Below are 16438 nucleotides of genomic sequence, written 5' to 3'. Positions count from 1 at the left end.
TCCAGCAGCCGACTAACCGCGCCGGAACCGCGCTTCAAGGTTGAGGCCCAGATAACCGGCAAAAGCGATGTTGATCCAGCTGACCTGATGCGGCGTCGCGTTGAGCTGGAATATGGCGAACACTTCGAAACAGAGCAGAGGCAACGGCATAAACAACAATGCGTTCACGCCAACCGAATTCTGGTCGATCTCTTCGCCATCCGAATTGGCCGGTACGACACCGCCATGTTGATGTATGGGCGGCTCTGCACCTCATGGCCCGAGATCTAATCGTTCTTCGATTTATGTCTAAAGCACAGAAAAATCAGCATGAACAGTATGAGCAGAACGGCGCCACTAAATGATCTTGGGTAAAAGGATGCCAAGGCGAGGACGGAAGTCGCAACGGGTTCCAGCCGAGAAATAGCGACCAAACACGTAAAAACAAGCAAAACCGAGGCAATGAGTATTAATATCCGCTTCATGGCAGCTTTCAGTATTCCAAGATAATGTCACGTGACTGGTCGTCACACATACACAATAAGGCTGGCAGACGAACAACCGGTCGATAAGTTGCAGCGAACCCTCCGCGACCAGCCGCGCAAGCATATCGCGCCAACGCCAACCGTACAATTGAATCCCCGCACGTGGGTTTAACCACATCTGCCCCCGTAGCTGCTGTGATGTCAGTTAGACCTCTTCAGTACGGGAGAATTTCACACTTGGCGGTGATATAGCTTTTTTTTGGAGACTTCAACTGTCCGCTAACTAATTTATCGACCGCCGAGCTAAAAGTCACTTCTTCCCGAAGAAATTACGGAGTAAAACCATCGCCTCTCCAATTACTAGCATAGAGATAACGGCACCATATTTATACTCCCTTATAGATGAGATATATTTTATATCGAATCCATAGACGAAGATTAAGAAAAAGAACATGACCGCAACCGCCGATAGACTCCAAACAATGTCTTGGCGTGAAATTTCTTTATTTAGTTTCATATAGCCACCCCAAACTAAAGGTTACAAGGCTTATCAGGACCGGAGTCGCAACAGAACTGAATTAGTGCATCAAGATATAAAAACGACCACCCAATTTCGCCCCAAATGCCCCAAGCCCTAACGCCCCGCCGAGATTATAAGCATGTGAGATTCCGCCAAAACATGGCCGGAGTTGACTTCCGTATGCGCATGGCAGATTCCTCGCGCGCCCGCGCCAAGCTGGATGAAATTTCGCCCCTCCATCAGACCGGATCGCCCCAGCGGTCGTATTGCGGCATATCAGATACATCCGGATTCAGTGGCCTTTCGTTGGCGAACCGTCCCGCTTCGTCCATGCGTGTATGCGGCCAGATGCACCAGCGCCGCCAGCTGCCGCACCAGTTCATCCATCCGCTCGGCCGGCACTTGCGCGTAGCCCAGCATCAAGCCGTGCCAGACCGTTTCCCCGTGCACCGCGTGCTCGCTCAGCGGCCGCGCGACGATGCCGTGCGCGCGCGCCTGGGCGCTGATGGCCGTGTCCGACAGCGCCGGGTCCGTGAAGCGCAGCGCCAGGTGCATGCCGGCCGAACCGCCATGCACGGTGGCCACCGAACCCAGGTGCCGTTCCAGCGCCGCCACCAGCGCATCGCGCCGCTGGCGGTACAGGCGGCGCATGCGGCGCAGGTGCAGCGCGAACTGGCCGCTGCGCAGGAATTCGGCCAGCGCCAGCTGGTCGGCCACGCGCCCGCGCGCGCTGGCCTGGCCGCGCACGGCCGCCAGCGCGGCCGCCAGCCCCGGCGGCGCCACCACGAAGCCGATCCGCAGCGACGGGAACATGGTCTTGCTGAACGTGCCCAGGTACAGCACGGGCGCGTCCGGCTCCAGGCCCTGCATGGCCGACAGCGGCGCGCCGTCGTGGCGGAACTCGCTGTCGTAGTCGTCCTCGATGATGAGGGCGCCGGCCGCGCGCGCCGCCGCCAGCAGCGCCAGCCGCCGGCGCAGGCTCAGCACCGAGCCGGTCGGGTACTGGTGCGACGGCGTCGTGTACACCAGACGCGGCGGCCGGTCGCGCCAGTCGGCCGCCCGCGGCGCCATGCCCTCCTCGTCCACGGCGACGCCGTGCACCTCGAGCCCGGCCGCGCGGAACGCGGCCAGCGCGCCCGCGTAGCCGGGATGCTCGTGCCACACCGTGTCGCCCTCGTCGGCGAAGGCGCGCGCGCACAGGTCCAGGCTGCTCTGGGTGCCGTCCGTGATGAACACTTGCCCTGCCTCGCACACGACGCCGCGCGCGGCCCGCAGATGGTCGGCGATGGCGGCCCGCAGCGCCGCCTCGCCGGCCGGGTCGCCGTAGTTCAGCTGCGCCGCCGTCAGGCCGCGCCAGGCCCGCTCCAGCAGGCGCCGCCACAAGGTGAGCGGGAACTGGTCCAGCGCCGGCACGCCGGGCACGAAGGCGCCCGCCTCGTCGCCGGCCGGCGCGGCCGGCAACTGGCGCATGCGGCGCGCCAGGCCGGCGCGCGCGGCCGGCGCGGCGGCCACCACCGGGCGCTCGGGCGCCACCGCCGCCACCACCGTGCCGCGCCGGTCCGTGCGCAGATAGCCCTCGCTGGCCAGTTGTTCATACGCGTACAGCACGGTGTTGCGGGCCACGCCCAGTTCCTCGGCCAGCGCGCGCGTGGCCACCAGCCGGGTGCCGGCGGCCAGCGTGCCATCGCGGATCGCGGCGCGCAGGCATTCGTGCAGCAGGCGCTGGCGCGGCCAGCCGTGCTGGCGGTGCCGTTCCGTAAAGCGGTCGATCAGGCGGGCGTAGTCCATTGGTGGCTCCATGAAATTGCGTGGCGCTGGACCTGTCGCCAGAGCCAGCACGCCATTATATTGAGTACTCAACAATTTTTCCGGACCCTCGCACCGATGAAAGACTCCGCCGCCCCCCTGCCCGCCAGCGAACGCACGCGCGTGCGCCGCATCGCCGAGAACGCCCGCTATGATGAAGCCACGCTGCACGCGGTCGTCGACGATGCCTACCTGTGCCACATCGCGTTCAGCGACGACCATGGCGCCCACTGCATCCCCACGGCCTGCTGGCGCAGCGGCGGCCATTTGTACATCCACGGCTCGAACGGCAGCCGCCTGCTCGGGCAGCTGATGCGCCAGACCTGCTGCGTCGCCATCAGCCACCTCGACGGCCTGGTGCTGGCCCGCTCGGCCTTCAACCATTCGATGAATTACCGCTCGGCCATGGTGTATGGCCGCTTCGAGGCGGTGGACGACGACGCCGGCAAGCGCGCCGCGCTGGAGGCGCTGATGGAGAAGCTGGCGCCGGGCCGCCAGGGCGAGATCCGGCCCGGCAACGACAAGGAATACGCGGCCACCACGGTGCTGCGCATCAGCCTGGCCGAGGCGGCCTGCAAAGTGCGCGCGGGCGGCCCCGACGACGACGCGGGCGACCTGGCCTGGCCGGCCTGGGCCGGCGTGCTGCCGTTCGCGCGCGCGCGCGTGGCGCCGGTGGCCGACCCGCTGTGCGCGGCGCCGGCGCCGGCCTATGTGCGCGACTGGCCGACCGCGCCGGCGGAGCTGGCGCCGATCTACTAGAAGTGGGTGAAATGGGCCTCGTCCGGCCCGGCCGTCACGGCCAGCGCGGTGCCGGACTTGGCGGCGCCGACGGCCGCTTTGCGCGCGCCGCCCGGCTTGAGCGGCACGGCCCGGCGCGCCCCGTTGCGGCGCATCGGATCGGCCGCCGCGTACTGCTTGAACACGGCCATCAGCTGGTCGAGCTGCTCGGCCTGGGCGCTCATCTCCTCGGCCGTGGCGGCCAGTTCCTCGGAGCTGGCGGCGTTGACCTGGGTGGTCTGGCTCAGCTGGCCGACGGCGCCGTTGATCTGCCGCACGCCCGACGACTGCTCCTCCGAGGCGGCCGCGATCTCCTGCACCAGGTCGGACGTCTTGCGGATGTTGGGCACCATCTGGTCGAACATGTGGCCGGCCTGCACGGCCAGCTCGACGCTGTCGGACGCCACCTTGCCGATCTCCTGGGCCGCCACCTGGCTGCGCTCGGCCAGCTTGCGCACCTCGGCCGCCACCACCGCGAAGCCCTTGCCGTGCTCGTGCGCGCGGGCCGCCTCGATGGCCGCGTTCAGCGCCAGCAGGTTGGTCTGGTAGGCGATGTCGTCGATGATGCCGATCTTGTCGGCGATCTGCTTCATGGCCGTGGCCGTGGCCTTGACGGCGTCGCCGCCGCGCGTGACGTCGTGCGCGGCCTGGGTCGCCATGCCGTCCGTGATCTTGGCGTTCTCGGCGTTCTGGGCGATCGAGGCCGTCATCTGCTCGATCGAGGCGCTGGTCTCCTCGACCCCGGCGGCCTGCTCGCTGGCCGCCTGCGACAGCGACTGGGCGGTCGCGTTCACCTCCTGCGCGGCCGCGCCCAGCGTGCCGACCACGCCCTGCACGTCGCGCACGATGGCCGACAGGCTGCGCGAGATCCACACGGCCAGCGTGCAGCCGAGCACGGCGATGACGACGTCGAACGACATGATCCACACCTTGGCCTGGTTGGCCACCGCGCTCATGTGGGCCGAGGCGGCCCTGGTGTCGGCCTCGTTCAGCTGCGCCAGCTTCTCGGCCGCCGCGGAGATGGCGGTGGCGCTGCCCTTGGCGGCCTTGTCCAGCTCGGCGACGGTGGCGCCCTTTTCGCGCAGGCCCTCGAGCTGGGTCATGGCGTCGTTGAAGGCGCGGGTGGCCGCCTGCAGCGCGTCGAGCTGCTGCAACTCGTCGCGCCCCGGCTCGCCGGCCGCGCGGTAGGCCGCCACCTGCTTGTCGATGGCGGCCAGGTCGTTGCGGAATTCGGCCGCCGCGTTGCCGCCGCGCAGGATGTAATTCTTGAAGTCCTGCATCGCGTCGCCGTTCCATTTGGTGATGCCGAGCACGGCGTCCTTGCGCACCAGCGTGACGCTCTCCACATTGCTCCACGTGCCCTGCAGGGCCGACAGGTTGGTGAACGCCACCAGGCCCAGCGCGATCACCAGCACCACGATCGCGCCCATGCCGAAGTGCAGCCGGGTTTCCATTTTCATCTGCTTGAGCATGCCATACTCCTGGACGTCGGGCGGCCAGCGCGCGGCGCGGTAAAGTTGGTGGGGCCGGCCCGGCGGCGCGGCCGCGGGGCGGATCGGGAGGGCCCGCAGCGGCGCGCGATGGTGCGCACGGGCGCGCCGGACGCAGGGGCTTGCGCCCTATTGTGACGGATTAAATCGCGCCAATACTCACAGATTCTTGCCTTGCACGACGCAAGGACGATGGCGTCAGGCCACGGCCGGGGCCAGCGCGGCCACGGCGACGCGGTCATTTGAACGTATTGGTGATGTTATGAACGGTCAGCGTGTAATTAAGCGTATTGCTGCCGTTGTTGCCAATGCTGTTCCCGCATGTGAACGTCGATGACGGATCGTCGTAAGGGAAGGTGTAGCAGGTCGGGCATGCGGCCTTCAACCATCCGATTGTTGGCAGCACGTTGCTGATCCAATTCGGATTTGCCGTCGTCACCTTGGCCGATGGCCGGGTTATCCCGGTCCAGTCGGTTCCACCGCATGCCAAAGCGTTACTCATGTTCCCTGTGCCATCGGGCGCGTTCACCGGCTGGGGCGTCGTGTAGGCGCTGTAGGTATTGTTGATGCACAATTGCAGGTCGCCGCCGGAGACCGTCGTTTGCCCGTTGAACGACGGGGAAACCGCGAACGATGTCCGCAGGTTGAAAGGCGCGGCATTTGTCTCCGTCATATTCCAGCCCCAGACCTGGTTGGCGGTGGCCCAGGAATTGAACGTCCCGCATATCCGATCGGCGGAACCGAAGGTGAACGTGCCGGTGCCCACTTTCGCATAGTTCCAGCCACACTGGGGGCCGCTGGTGCCGGGCTGCTGGCAATCGGACTGCTGTGAACAGGACGTCGCCACCGCTGACGTGGGAGCCGGTTCCACCACCGCATAGTAGGACGAGGGACTGTCCGTGCCGGGCAAGCTTGCCGGGAAATTCGATGCGTCTGGCGCAAAGTGCCAGGTGCTGGCCGGCAAATACCCCCCGGGGTTCGCCGCCGGGGTGCCAGACATCGGACTCATCGACCCCGCCGTTCCGCAGAGGTAGGCATTCGATGCATCGGGCGTCGTCCCGGCCGGGCCAAACCGCATACCGTAGTTGACGCCGTTGATGATCGACACATCATAGAAGTCACTCGTATTGTGCTGGTAAGTGACTTCCACCAGGGTCTCGGCCGGATAGGTCGATCCCGTGCCCAGCGTTGGAGGGGAAGCCGGACAAACGCCGTTCTCGCACTTCTGGACGTAATAATTTCCAGACCATTGCACCTGTTGCGCGCCGGTGGTGACGCCCGACCAGCCGGGGATGAACAACGAGGCGGTCGAATTCGGTGGCATATGGTTGGCCGGCGTGGTGTGCGACGCCGAAACGAATGTCGGCGCATCCCAATAACAATAGAACGGGATGCCGGCCCGGGGCTTGACTGCCCGGCCCCCCTGGACACAGGTGGAGCCGATGGGGCAGGCGTTGCGCGGGTTGGACGGGCCGCACTGCGCCTGCGCTCCCGGCGTTGATTGCGCCGGATTCGCGGGCGCGGCGCCCGTGGCCATGGAAACGGACGAGGCATAGGCGGTCGACGTGCCACTATTGGCGTTGAACACGATCATCTCGGATGCGTCATTGATCAGCGTGATGGTACGGCCGTTGCTCAATTGGCCGGCGTCCACGATCAGGAAATTCACCGTGGTCGAATAGTCTGGGGTGGCTGCCGCCGGCGTCGAAGTGCCGCTGACCGTCACCGTCAAAGCGGCGGCGCCACTTGCTTTTGGATACAAGCCGTATCCGCAACTGGTCGTGGAATTTTGTTTGGCCAGTGCGCTGGTATTGTCCAGGCTCAAGTTACAGGTGACCGCGTTCGTCGAATACTGATCGATTTTGCCCAGGTCGTTGACGCCGTCGGGGAATTGGTAGAAAACGAGTCTCGACGGATCATTGCTGGTGACGGTGACTTGATAGCTTGCCGTATCAAGCGTGTTGCCGGCGAGCTCCACGAACATCGGCGCCTTCATCCCGGTGTAGACCTGGTTGCTCTGATTTTGCGACGAGATCGTGATATCCCCGGGCTGTTGTGCGGCTGAGCCTGTCCAGGTGATGGTGATGTCGTCATCTTGATTGAACGCCGCCAGCGGCGCCGCTTGCCAGGCCCCGACCACGCTGATGGTGCTGGCAAAACCGGTTGCGGCGACCTTGGTCGCATCCAGCGTGCCGGCAATGGAACAGCTTGCGGAGGTCGTCCATACGACGCACTGCTGCGCCACAAAAGTGAATGGATTCCCCGCCGGCTGGTTCATGAAAACGGCGAGCGGATTTTCCCTGGGAATGGACTTCCCCCCCGCGGTGGGCGTCAATTGAACCGTGAAATGAAACGGGATCTGCCGTCCCTTGGTGTAGTAGGACACCGACGTGGCCGATGATGGCGTGACTGACAGCGTCCCATAGGGATTTTCATCCGAGACCGTGACGGGAGCGGAATCGCGCTCAAAACCGTCCGCTTCGGCGAATATCCTGAGTGCGCCCTTTTTCTTGCCCGTCACGGTGACGGTGCAAGCCGCGCTTTTCCCCGGGCCGCTCGAGACCACGCACGAGGATGGCGTCACGTGGGCGAGGTCAGGGTCGGAGACGCGAAAATTGACGACTTGATTCACCAGTGCCTGGCTCTCCGCCAATTCAAAGGCGACGTCCTTGCTGGCGCCACTTCTGAGCTGAACACGGTCCGGAATGATGTTGAGCTTGCCGTTCGGACGCGCGCCCCCATCGCCGCGGGCGCCGCAGGAAGCGAGCGCCACCATCAGCAAGCACGCGCCGAGTCTGGTCCATAATGTGGAAGTCATGGCCGCTTTCCTTCGTTGTGAGCAGTTGGGCAAGCCCGCGCGTCCATGTCCGGCTCGGGCGCTTGGGGCCTGGCGTTGCGGCAAGCACTGCCGCCCTCGCATCGTTGGCGCCGATCCGGCCGCGGCGTCGATCGACCCGGCATGCGCGAGATCGCGCTGGCGCGGCCTCGCGCCAAGGCTAGCGCCGCCCGCCGCAGCGGTTGGCCGCGGCGCCGGAGCGCGCATGGCTGGCGGGCCCGGGGCCGACCGGACGCTCCTGGCCGTCGATAAAGCAGGCCAAGTCCGCGCTTTCCTGCGCCGTCAGTTCACCGCCCGAATGCAGCGGCATATTGCTGTAAAGGAAACGCGCGAGATCGACATGGGTGTCCATGCCGGCCTGCTGGTTGAACGAATGCGGCCCCCACAGCGCGGGGCGGAAATACACGTCATCCTGGTAACGGCCCTGGCCCTGGTCGCCATGACAGAACGCGCATTTTTGCAGGTAGACGCGCTTGCCGTTGCCGGCCTGGCCCGGTTTGGCCGCCGGCATCGGGGGGAACGGCGACGGCGGCGGCGCGATCGCACTTGGCTGCGCGTCGATCCACCGCATGTAAGCGATGATCGATTGCATCGTCTGGTTGCCGCTGCACGCATTCGCGGGCGTTGGCTGGCCAGGCACATCCGGCGTGCACAGGGCGACACCGTTCAAGCTGTTGGTGAAGCATTGATTGATGCGGCGGGCGATGCCGCCATCGGGCAAATGTTGGTCCTGGTAGGCGATGGCGCCGCGAAACCACGCGGCATCGACATTGCGGCCGCCATCGAGGTGGCAGCTGCTGCAATGCAGTTTAGCCCTGGCGTTGGACGGCAGCATTTCGAAGGTCTTGTTGACGAGCTGATGGCCTTGCCAGACTGGCGCCGCCACTGCGCCCTGGACCGGCCCCGGTATCACCCGCGGATTCGGGAGGGTCGGCGCGGCGTCGTTCAACACGAACGTGAAGTCGGACGACACGAACCGGCCCGGCCGCTGGGTGCGCGCCATCGCATGGCAACCCATGCAGCTCGAACTTTCCTGGACGAACGATTCGAGCGTCGTGTTGCCCAACAACGCAGGCCTGACCTGGAACACGGTATGCGGTGCGCGGCCTTTGCCAGCCAGCGGCCATTGCGTATTGACCAGCATGTAATTGGCGAGCGGCGCCGGTTGCAGTGCTTGCTGCATGTCCCGGTTGAGCCGCTGCAGGTTGTCGACCGCTGCGCGGGCGTCGCCGCAATCGGGCTCCTGCGACGGAATGGGAATCACCCGCGTCAGCTGGTTCGGCACGCCCGGCGCGGTCTGCACATTGGGCGCTGTCGCGCCCTTCGGATTGGCGTAGGTCGCATGCGGCACGCCGACGTTGTCGTTCTGCTCGTAGGTCGACCAGATCCATTGCGGCGCGCTCTTGGTCTTGCTCATCAGATGCAGGCCGACCAGGCCGACCTGGCGCATCGAACAAGCCGGTTCGATTTGACCGGGCTGCTGGTCGCAGACACAGGCATCCATCGATTCGAAGCGATTCCTGTCGGCCTCGTCGATCGGCGTCCATGCCGCCTTGGCGATGATGGCGCCGGCCGGGAAACGGACGCGATCGAGCCCGTTTTGCCGATTGGCGTCCCACCATTTGCCGGCGACGATGGCGTCATAGGCGACCTTGTTGAGCCGGATCTCGAAGTAAGTCGGCCGCCCTTTGCTGTCGGTCAGCGTCACCGGCCCAGCGCGTGAACCAGTGGGTTGCTCGTCTATGCTCAGGATGTCTTGCGCCAGCCTGGCGTGCGCGGTCGACGTGTGCCGCAGCAGGCGACTGCCGGCACGGCAACTCGCCGGCGCGGGCGCGGCCGGCGCATGCCACGCGACCGGCGGCAGCGGCTGGCCTTGCGCATCCTTGCGGAACACCTCGCCCGTGTCGCGCCACGTTTCCCATACCCGCGCACCGCTTGCGCCGAGCTTCTTGTCCGGGTCCGGCACACCGCTCTGTCCGGCTTTGGCCGGCCAATTCAGCGCGATCAGCAGCTGCCACGAAAACAGATCGGAGGCGCGTTGCACCACGTTCAAATTGGGCTGCGCAAGGCCGCCCTCGACCTCATCCGGCACGCGCCAATCGATGGTCGGCGATCGCAGCTCGATACCGCATGTCGCCGATGACACCAGCGCCACCGGGGGCGCGGGGTTCGCGCCGCGCGCATCGTTCGCCGGCGCGACCGACGCAAGGCCGAACAATAACACCGGCGCCCACACGCCGGCGAGCGGAAGGCGGGCGCGAGGCCGCCTTGGTTGCCGCGCGGCGTGGCCGGCGGGAGGCGATGGCAACTGGTTCAATTGAATTCCTCGACGGATAAACATCAGGCCCGGCGCATGGCCGGGGGAAAGCCTTCAAACGCTGCCTGGTTCTCTTGACGGGCCCGGTCCGCGGGTCAATCAAATGGCCTCAGAGCACGGCCGTTGCCGGGCTGGCCAGGCGCGGGCCGCCGCCACCGTGCCGCGCCGGCCCGTGTGCGGATCGCCGTCGCTGGCCGGTCGCCGACAGGCGGCGCGGCCCGGGACCGCGTCAGGCCAGCGCGGCCACGGCGTCGATGTCGGCGGCCGCCACCACGTGCCGCACGTCGAGCAGCAGCACGAAGCGGCCCTGCACCTTGCCTATGCCCTGCAGCAGGTCGGAGCGCACCTGGGCGCCGAAGGCCGGCGCCGGCTCGATGTCGGCCGCCGCGATGTCGAGCACGGCGTTGACGGCGTCGACCAGGATGCCGATCACGAACGGCCCGTCGGCGGCCTCCACCTCGACCACGATGATGCAGGTGCGCTTGCCCACCGGCGAAGGGACCCGCTCGAGCCGGCGCGCCAGGTCCATGACGGGCACGGCCGCGCCGCGCAGGTTGATCACGCCGCAGATGCAGGCCGGCATCTGCGGCACGCCCGTCACCGCCTCGTACTCGATGATCTCCTTGATCGCCAGGATGCCGATGGCGAACATGTCGCCGCCGAGCATGAAGGTGAGGAACTGGGCCGGACCGGCGTCGGCCGGCGCGGCGGAGGGGACGGTCGGTGCGCTCATGGCAAGCTCCCGGTTCAGAATTTGACGAAGTGCGATTCGTCGGGATCGCTCATCTCGCGCATCTGGCGCGCGCCGCCGAAGCCGCGCGCCAGCTTGATGGCGGCCTTGCCCGTCTTGCGCAGGGCGCCCGGCTGGTGGCGCTCGCCGCCCTGGAGCTTGAAGAACGACATGGTCTGCTGCAACTGCTCGGCCTGGCCGCTCATCTCCTCGGCCGTGGCGGCCAGCTCCTCGGAACTGGAGGCGTTCTGCTGGGTGGTCTGCGACAGCTGGGTGACGGCCGAGTTGATCTGGCCCACGCCCGACGACTGCTCCTCGGAGGCGGCCGTGATCTCCTGCACCAGGTTGGAGGTGCGGCGGATGTTGGGCACCATCTCGTCGAGCAGCTTGCCGGCCTTCTCGGCCAGCTCGACGCTGCTGCTGGCGACCTGCTCGATCTCCTGGGCCGCCACCTGGCTGCGCTCGGCCAGCTTGCGCACCTCGGCCGCCACCACCGCGAAGCCCTTGCCGTGCTCGCCCGCGCGGGCCGCCTCGATGGCCGCGTTCAGCGCCAGCAGGTTGGTCTGGTAGGCGATGTCGTCGATGATGCTGATCTTGCGCGCGATCTGCTGCATGGCCGCCACCGTCGACTTGACGGCCTCGCCGCCCTCGGCCGCCTCCTGGGCCGCCTTGCTGGCGATGCCGTCGGTGACCTTGGCGTTCTCGGTGTTCTGCGAGATCGAGGCCGTCATTTCCTCGACCGAGGCCGAGGTCTGCTCGGTGCCGGCGGCCTGCTCGCTGGCCGCCTGCGACAGCGACTGGGCCGTGGCCGACACCTCCTCGGAGGCGCTGGCCAGCGCCTCGGCGCCGTTGTTGACCTCCTGCACCACGTGCGACAGCTTCTCGATCATGCCCTTCATGGCCGCCAGCAGGCTGGTGGTGTCGCCGGCCTTCAGCGTCACCTCGGCCGTCAGGTCGCCGTCGGCCACGCGGCGCACGATCTCGGCCGCGTAGCCGGGGTCGCCGCCCAGCTGGCGCAGGATGCCGCGCAGGATCAGCAGGCCCAGGCCCAGCAGCAGCGCCAGCGCGACGGCCGAGGCCGTGTACATCTGGCTGGCGGCGCGGGCCGAGGCGGCGTCGGCGTCCTTGACGGCGGCGTCGCCGTAGCCGACGTTCATGTCCACCAGCTTGCCCAGGCTGGCCTCGGCCGCCGAGAAGCGCGGCGTCCCCTCCAGCACCACGCGGTGCAGCTCGTCGAACAGCGCCTTCTTCCTGGCCGCGCCGTCGGCACTGGCGATCTGGGCGGCGATCTGGTCCACCTTGACGTCGCCCTCCTTCCATTCATTCCACTCCTTGACGAACTGGTTCCACAGGCGCTCCTCCTCCTGGGTCTGGGTCAGCGGCTCGTAGATCTTCCAGCCCTTGTCCACGCGGGCCCAGATGTTGGCCTTGCGCTTGAGGATCTCGCCCACCTCGGCCCACTGCTCGGGATAGGGCGCCAGCGCCTCGATGCCGCGGTTGGACGAGCGCAGCGCGGTCTGGCCCTCGTTGACCATCTGCAGCCCCTGCACCGACGGCAGGCGGTTGCGGCCCACCTCGCCCAGCATCTCGCTCTGCTTCCTCAAACCCATGAAGGCCACCATCATCACGGCCACCAGCGCCAGCACAGCCACCGCCAGCAAGGCGCTGATCTTGGTCTTGACCGTCAATTGTGCAAACATATTGCTCTCCCCAGTTATGGACATCCGTCCTGTTATCGTCTCGCTGCGTCGCGCGGCGCCCTGCGTTCAGTCCGCGCGCCCGTGTCCTTCCGCCAGCGCCCGCAGGCGCCGCCGTTGTGTCCGCATCCATGTCACCAGTTCGTCGGCCGGCATGGGCCGCGCCAGCAGGTAGCCCTGCGCCAGGTCGCAACCGAGCGCGCGCAGCAAAGCCCAGTCGGCCTCCGTCTCCACGCCCTCGGCCACCGTGGCCACGCCCAGCCGCTGGCCCAGCTCCAGCGCGCTCTTCAGCACCATGTGGCGGTTCGGCCACTGGGCCGCGCCGTTGACGAAGGCGCGGTCGATCTTCAACTCCGTGAACGGGCAGCGCGCGAACTGCTGCATCGACGAATAGCCGATGCCGAAGTCGTCCATCGCCAGCCCGAAGCCCATCAGCCGCAGACGCCCCAGGTTGGTCAGCGCCTGCGACAGCTGGCGCATGACGCTGGTCTCGGTGACCTCCCACACCAGCGCGGCGGGCGCCACGCCCGACGCCTGCACGGCCGCCGCCAGCCGGTCGACGAAGCCGCGGTCGGCCAGGTTGTCGGCCGACAGGTTGACCGACACCGACAGCGGCGGCAGGCCGGCGCGCTGCCACTCGGTCAGCTGGGCCAGCACCTGGCGCACCAGCGCCAGCGTGAACTCGGCCATCAGCGGCGTGCCCTCGAGCGCCGGGATGAAGTGCGGCGGCGCCAGCAGGCCGCGGCTCGGGTGCTGCCAGCGGGCCAGCGCCTCCAGCCCCTTCAGGTGGCCGGTCTGCATGGTGACCTTGGGCTGGTAGTGCAGCAGGAACTGGCCGGCCGCCAGCGCCTGCGCCAGCTCGCCGGCGGCCGGCAGCGCCTGCTCGGGCGGCGCCGCCGGGGCCGCCTCGCCGCGCCCGGCGCGCGCCAGCAGCGCCGCCAGCGCGTCGCGCTGGACCGGCTTGAGCAGCGTGCCCAGCAGGCCGATGGCGGCGTCCTCGGAGCCCATGTTCTCGATGATCTCGAGCAGCCGCGGGTCGCGCGCGCTGACCACGATCAGGTGCCGCACCAGGCGCCGTTCACGCAGCTGGCAGGTCAGCTCGATGCCGTCCATGCCCGGCATCTCGAGGTCGGTCAGCACCAGGAACAGCGGCACGCCCTGCTCGGCCTCCAGCAGCCGCAGGGCCTCGTTGCCGTCGGCCGCCTCCAGCACGGTGCCGCAACCGAGCTCGCGCAGCAGGCCCACCAGGTAGCTGCGCTGGACGGCGCTGTCGTCCACCACCATCACGCGCTGGCCGTGCCAGGGCGCGCCCGGCCGGGCGGCGGCCGGCGCGCTGGCTTCGGTGGTGGTGGCGTTCATGGCGGCGCCGGCCTCAGTTGCCGAATCCGGCCAGCTGGGCCAGGATGTCGCGGTAGATCAGGTTCAGCGGCACGGACTTCTCCACCCCGCCCCGTTTCACGGCCTCCTTGGGCATGCCGTACACCACGCAGCTGGCCTCGTCCTGGGCCACGGTGCGGGCCCCGGCCTTGAGCATCTCGAGCAGGCCGGCCGCGCCGTCGTCGCCCATGCCGGTCATGATCACGCCCAGCGCGTTGGCGCCGGCGCAGCGGGCCACCGAGCGGAACAGCACGTCCACCGACGGCCGGTGCCGGTTCACCAGCGGGCCGTCGACCACCTCCACGTAGTACTGGGCGCCGGTGCGGCGCAGCAGCATGTGCTTGCCGCCGGGCGCGATCAGGGCCTGGCCCTGCAGCACGCGGTCGTTGTTGGCGGCCTCCTTGACGCGGATCTGGCACACGCTGTCGAGGCGCGCGGCGAAGGCGGCCGTGAATTTCTCCGGCATGTGCTGCACGATCACCATGCCCGGCGTCACGCGCGGCAGGGCCGTCAGCACCTCCTCCAGCGCCTGGGTGCCGCCGGTCGAGGTGCCGATGGCCACCACCCGCTCCGTGGTCTGCACCATGGCGCGCGCGTGCTCGATGGGCGGCAGGATCACGTCGGCGTTGTGCTTGACGCCGGGCTGGGCCGGCGCGGCCGCGCGCCCGGCCAGCCGGCGCACGTTGGCGCCGGCCGCCGCCCGCACGGCCGACACCAGCTCCTCGGCGCTGTCGTGCAGGAACTGCTTGAGGTCCAGCCGCGGCTTGGTGATGATGGCCACGGCGCCGGCGCCCAGCGCCTCGACCGAGGTCTGGGCCCCCTTCTCGGTCAGCGTGGAGCAGATCACCACCGGCGTGGGGCGCTCGGCCATGATCTTGCGCAGGAAGGTGATGCCGTCCATGCGCGGCATCTCCACGTCGAGCACGATCACGTCCGGCCACTGGCTCTTCATGCGCTCCATGGCCAGGATGGGATTGGCCACGGCGTGGGTGACGGTGATGCCGGGCGCGGCGTTGAGCAGCGCGCTCAGCACCTGGCGCACCACGGCCGAATCGTCGACGATCATCACTTCGATGGCCTTCATGCCTGCTCCTTGTTGCGCGGGTTCAGGGCGAACTCCGGCGGCACCTGGCGGCTCAGCACTTCGCCGGTGCGGATGGTGAATATCAATTGCCGGTGGCCCACGCCAAACAGGCTCTCGGAGACGATGCGGATGCCGTGCGCGTGCATCATCGCGCGCGCGCAGTCGCCGTTCTGGGTGCCGATGTCCTGCACCCGCGCGTGGCGCGGGAACATGGCGCCGCCGCCGAAGATCTTGCCCTCGCACTGCGGCAGCGGCACGCCGCGCCGGGCCAGCTCGGCCAGCAGGTAGTCCATCGCGTCCTCGCCGTAGGCGCCGGCGCCGGGGCCGGGCTTGTCGCGCCGGCGTCCGCTGCCCGGCAACAGGAAGTGCGACATGGCCCCCACCCGCAGCCGCGGATGCCACAGCGTGATCGAGACGCAGGAGCCGACCAGCGTGCGCACCCGGTATTGCTCGTCGCCGACGAAGCAGTCGCCGGGCATGAGGAAGATGTCGATGCACTTGTGGTCGGGCATGGTCAGCTCTTGCGGTAGATCGACGGCGCCACGGCCTGCACCGTGTCGCAGATGTCGTTCAGGGTTTCCGAATGGCCGATCAGCAGGTGGCCGCCCGGCTTGAGCTGGTTGAGCAGGCGCGCCACCACCTGGCGCTTGGTCTCCAGGTTGAAGTAGATCATCACGTTGCGCAGGAAGATCACGTCGAAGGTGCCCAGCTTGGGCAGCGGCTCGTTCAGGTTCAGGTGCTGGAACTGGACCCGCGCCCGCAGCGGCCGCTCGATCAGCAGCGTGCCCGCCTCGCGCTGCTGGCCCTTGAGGCAGAAGCGCTTGAGGTAGGCCTGCGGCAGCTGGCTGGCGCGCTCCATCGGATAGTGGCCGCTGCGGGCCCGCTCCAGCACCCGGGTGGAAATGTCGGTGCCCAGCACCTCCCAGGCGGCGTCGCCCAGCACGTCGGCCAGCACCATGGCGATGCTGTACGGCTCCTCGCCGCTGGAACAGGCCGCGCTCCACACGCGCAGCGCGCGGCCCCTGGCGCGCGCGTCCTGGGCCAGCTCGGCCAGCAGCTTGAAGTGCTTGGGCTCGCGGAAGAAATAGGTCTCGTTGGTGGTCAGCAGGTCGACCACCATCTGCAGCTCGGCGGGCTGGGCCCGGCTCTCGAGCAGGCGCAGGTAGTCGCTGTAGCTGCCCAGCTGGTAGTGGGCCAGGCGCTTGGCCAGGCGGCCGCTGACGAGCGCCTGCTTGCCGTTGGCCATGAAGATGCCGGCCGCCTCGTAGATGAAGCGCTGGAACTGGCTGAATTCGCGATCGGTGATCGAGATGAGCGACATGGCGGGATCCCGAGGCGGG

General features: G+C 67.6%; 12 protein-coding genes. 1 reads left to right on the top strand and 11 read right to left on the bottom strand.

Features of this window, described 5'->3' with window-relative positions; genetic code table 11:
* Positions 1-12: 12 nt before the first annotated feature.
* Together AC1RQG_RS01835 and pdxR are read right to left on the bottom strand one after the other, a co-directional pair.
* Positions 13-168: a hypothetical protein gene (locus tag AC1RQG_RS01835; protein ID WP_493127710.1), complete on the bottom strand. Its 156-nt coding sequence runs from the start codon at positions 166-168 to the stop codon at positions 13-15.
* A 1092-nt stretch (positions 169-1260) separates the two neighbouring features.
* The gene (gene pdxR, locus AC1RQG_RS01830; protein WP_493127708.1) at positions 1261-2772 is read right to left on the bottom strand and encodes a MocR-like pyridoxine biosynthesis transcription factor PdxR; all 1512 of its coding nucleotides are present in this window, start codon (positions 2770-2772) and stop codon (positions 1261-1263) included.
* A 96-nt stretch (positions 2773-2868) separates the two neighbouring features.
* On the opposite strand from pdxR, the gene AC1RQG_RS01825 reads away from it, so the two are divergent.
* The gene (locus AC1RQG_RS01825) at positions 2869-3549 is read left to right on the top strand and encodes a pyridoxamine 5'-phosphate oxidase family protein (protein WP_493127706.1); all 681 of its coding nucleotides are present in this window, start codon (positions 2869-2871) and stop codon (positions 3547-3549) included.
* Here the strand turns inward: AC1RQG_RS01825 and AC1RQG_RS01820 are convergent.
* The 9 genes from AC1RQG_RS01820 to AC1RQG_RS01780 all read right to left on the bottom strand — a co-directional run bounded on the left by AC1RQG_RS01820 (position 3546) and on the right by AC1RQG_RS01780 (position 16419).
* Positions 3546-5039 carry a methyl-accepting chemotaxis protein gene (locus AC1RQG_RS01820; protein ID WP_493127704.1) on the bottom strand — a complete coding sequence of 498 codons (1494 nt, stop codon included), beginning with the start codon at positions 5037-5039 and terminating at the stop codon, positions 3546-3548. The genes AC1RQG_RS01825 and AC1RQG_RS01820 overlap by 4 nt on opposite strands.
* 256 nt (positions 5040-5295) lie before the next feature.
* Positions 5296-7875 (bottom strand): thaumatin family protein, encoded by a 2580-nt coding sequence (locus AC1RQG_RS01815; RefSeq protein WP_493127701.1) that lies wholly within the window; start codon positions 7873-7875, stop codon positions 5296-5298.
* A 178-nt stretch (positions 7876-8053) separates the two neighbouring features.
* Positions 8054-10210, bottom strand: a complete 2157-nt coding sequence (locus AC1RQG_RS01810; RefSeq protein ID WP_493127699.1) for a c-type cytochrome — start codon at positions 10208-10210, stop codon at positions 8054-8056.
* A 229-nt stretch (positions 10211-10439) separates the two neighbouring features.
* Complete coding sequence (locus AC1RQG_RS01805) at positions 10440-10943, bottom strand: chemotaxis protein CheW (RefSeq protein WP_493127697.1); 504 nt, start codon at positions 10941-10943, stop codon at positions 10440-10442.
* Between the two features lie 14 nt (positions 10944-10957).
* Positions 10958-12640 (bottom strand): methyl-accepting chemotaxis protein, encoded by a 1683-nt coding sequence (locus tag AC1RQG_RS01800; RefSeq protein ID WP_493127695.1) that lies wholly within the window; start codon positions 12638-12640, stop codon positions 10958-10960.
* A 66-nt stretch (positions 12641-12706) separates the two neighbouring features.
* Positions 12707-13996, bottom strand: coding sequence for an EAL domain-containing response regulator (locus AC1RQG_RS01795; protein ID WP_493127693.1), 1290 nt, complete (start codon positions 13994-13996; stop codon positions 12707-12709).
* Between the two features lie 13 nt (positions 13997-14009).
* Positions 14010-15098: a protein-glutamate methylesterase/protein-glutamine glutaminase gene (locus tag AC1RQG_RS01790; protein ID WP_493127691.1), complete on the bottom strand. Its 1089-nt coding sequence runs from the start codon at positions 15096-15098 to the stop codon at positions 14010-14012.
* Positions 15095-15610: a chemotaxis protein CheD gene (locus AC1RQG_RS01785; RefSeq protein ID WP_493127689.1), complete on the bottom strand. Its 516-nt coding sequence runs from the start codon at positions 15608-15610 to the stop codon at positions 15095-15097. Before AC1RQG_RS01785 ends, AC1RQG_RS01790 begins: the two co-directional genes overlap by 4 nt.
* 2 nt (positions 15611-15612) lie before the next feature.
* Positions 15613-16419, bottom strand: a complete 807-nt coding sequence (locus tag AC1RQG_RS01780) for a CheR family methyltransferase (protein WP_493127687.1) — start codon at positions 16417-16419, stop codon at positions 15613-15615.
* Positions 16420-16438: the final 19 nt, after the last annotated feature.

This window comes from Rugamonas sp. GW822-FHT03B10 (assembly GCF_058801745.1).
This window is presented reverse-complemented; position numbering and strand designations above follow the sequence as displayed.

Excerpts from the sequence above, each read along its gene's own strand:
- pdxR (WP_493127708.1), bottom strand. The coding sequence starts at position 2,772 with ATGGACTACGCCCGCCTGATCGACCGCTTTACGGAACGGCACCGCCAG.
- AC1RQG_RS01825 (WP_493127706.1), top strand. The coding sequence starts at position 2,869 with ATGAAAGACTCCGCCGCCCCCCTGCCCGCCAGCGAACGCACGCGCGTG.
- AC1RQG_RS01820 (WP_493127704.1), bottom strand. The coding sequence starts at position 5,039 with ATGCTCAAGCAGATGAAAATGGAAACCCGGCTGCACTTCGGCATGGGC.
- AC1RQG_RS01815 (WP_493127701.1), bottom strand. The coding sequence starts at position 7,875 with ATGACTTCCACATTATGGACCAGACTCGGCGCGTGCTTGCTGATGGTG.
- AC1RQG_RS01805 (WP_493127697.1), bottom strand. The coding sequence starts at position 10,943 with ATGAGCGCACCGACCGTCCCCTCCGCCGCGCCGGCCGACGCCGGTCCG.
- AC1RQG_RS01800 (WP_493127695.1), bottom strand. The coding sequence starts at position 12,640 with ATGTTTGCACAATTGACGGTCAAGACCAAGATCAGCGCCTTGCTGGCG.
- AC1RQG_RS01795 (WP_493127693.1), bottom strand. The coding sequence starts at position 13,996 with ATGAACGCCACCACCACCGAAGCCAGCGCGCCGGCCGCCGCCCGGCCG.
- AC1RQG_RS01790 (WP_493127691.1), bottom strand. The coding sequence starts at position 15,098 with ATGAAGGCCATCGAAGTGATGATCGTCGACGATTCGGCCGTGGTGCGC.
- AC1RQG_RS01785 (WP_493127689.1), bottom strand. The coding sequence starts at position 15,610 with ATGCCCGACCACAAGTGCATCGACATCTTCCTCATGCCCGGCGACTGC.
- AC1RQG_RS01780 (WP_493127687.1), bottom strand. The coding sequence starts at position 16,419 with ATGTCGCTCATCTCGATCACCGATCGCGAATTCAGCCAGTTCCAGCGC.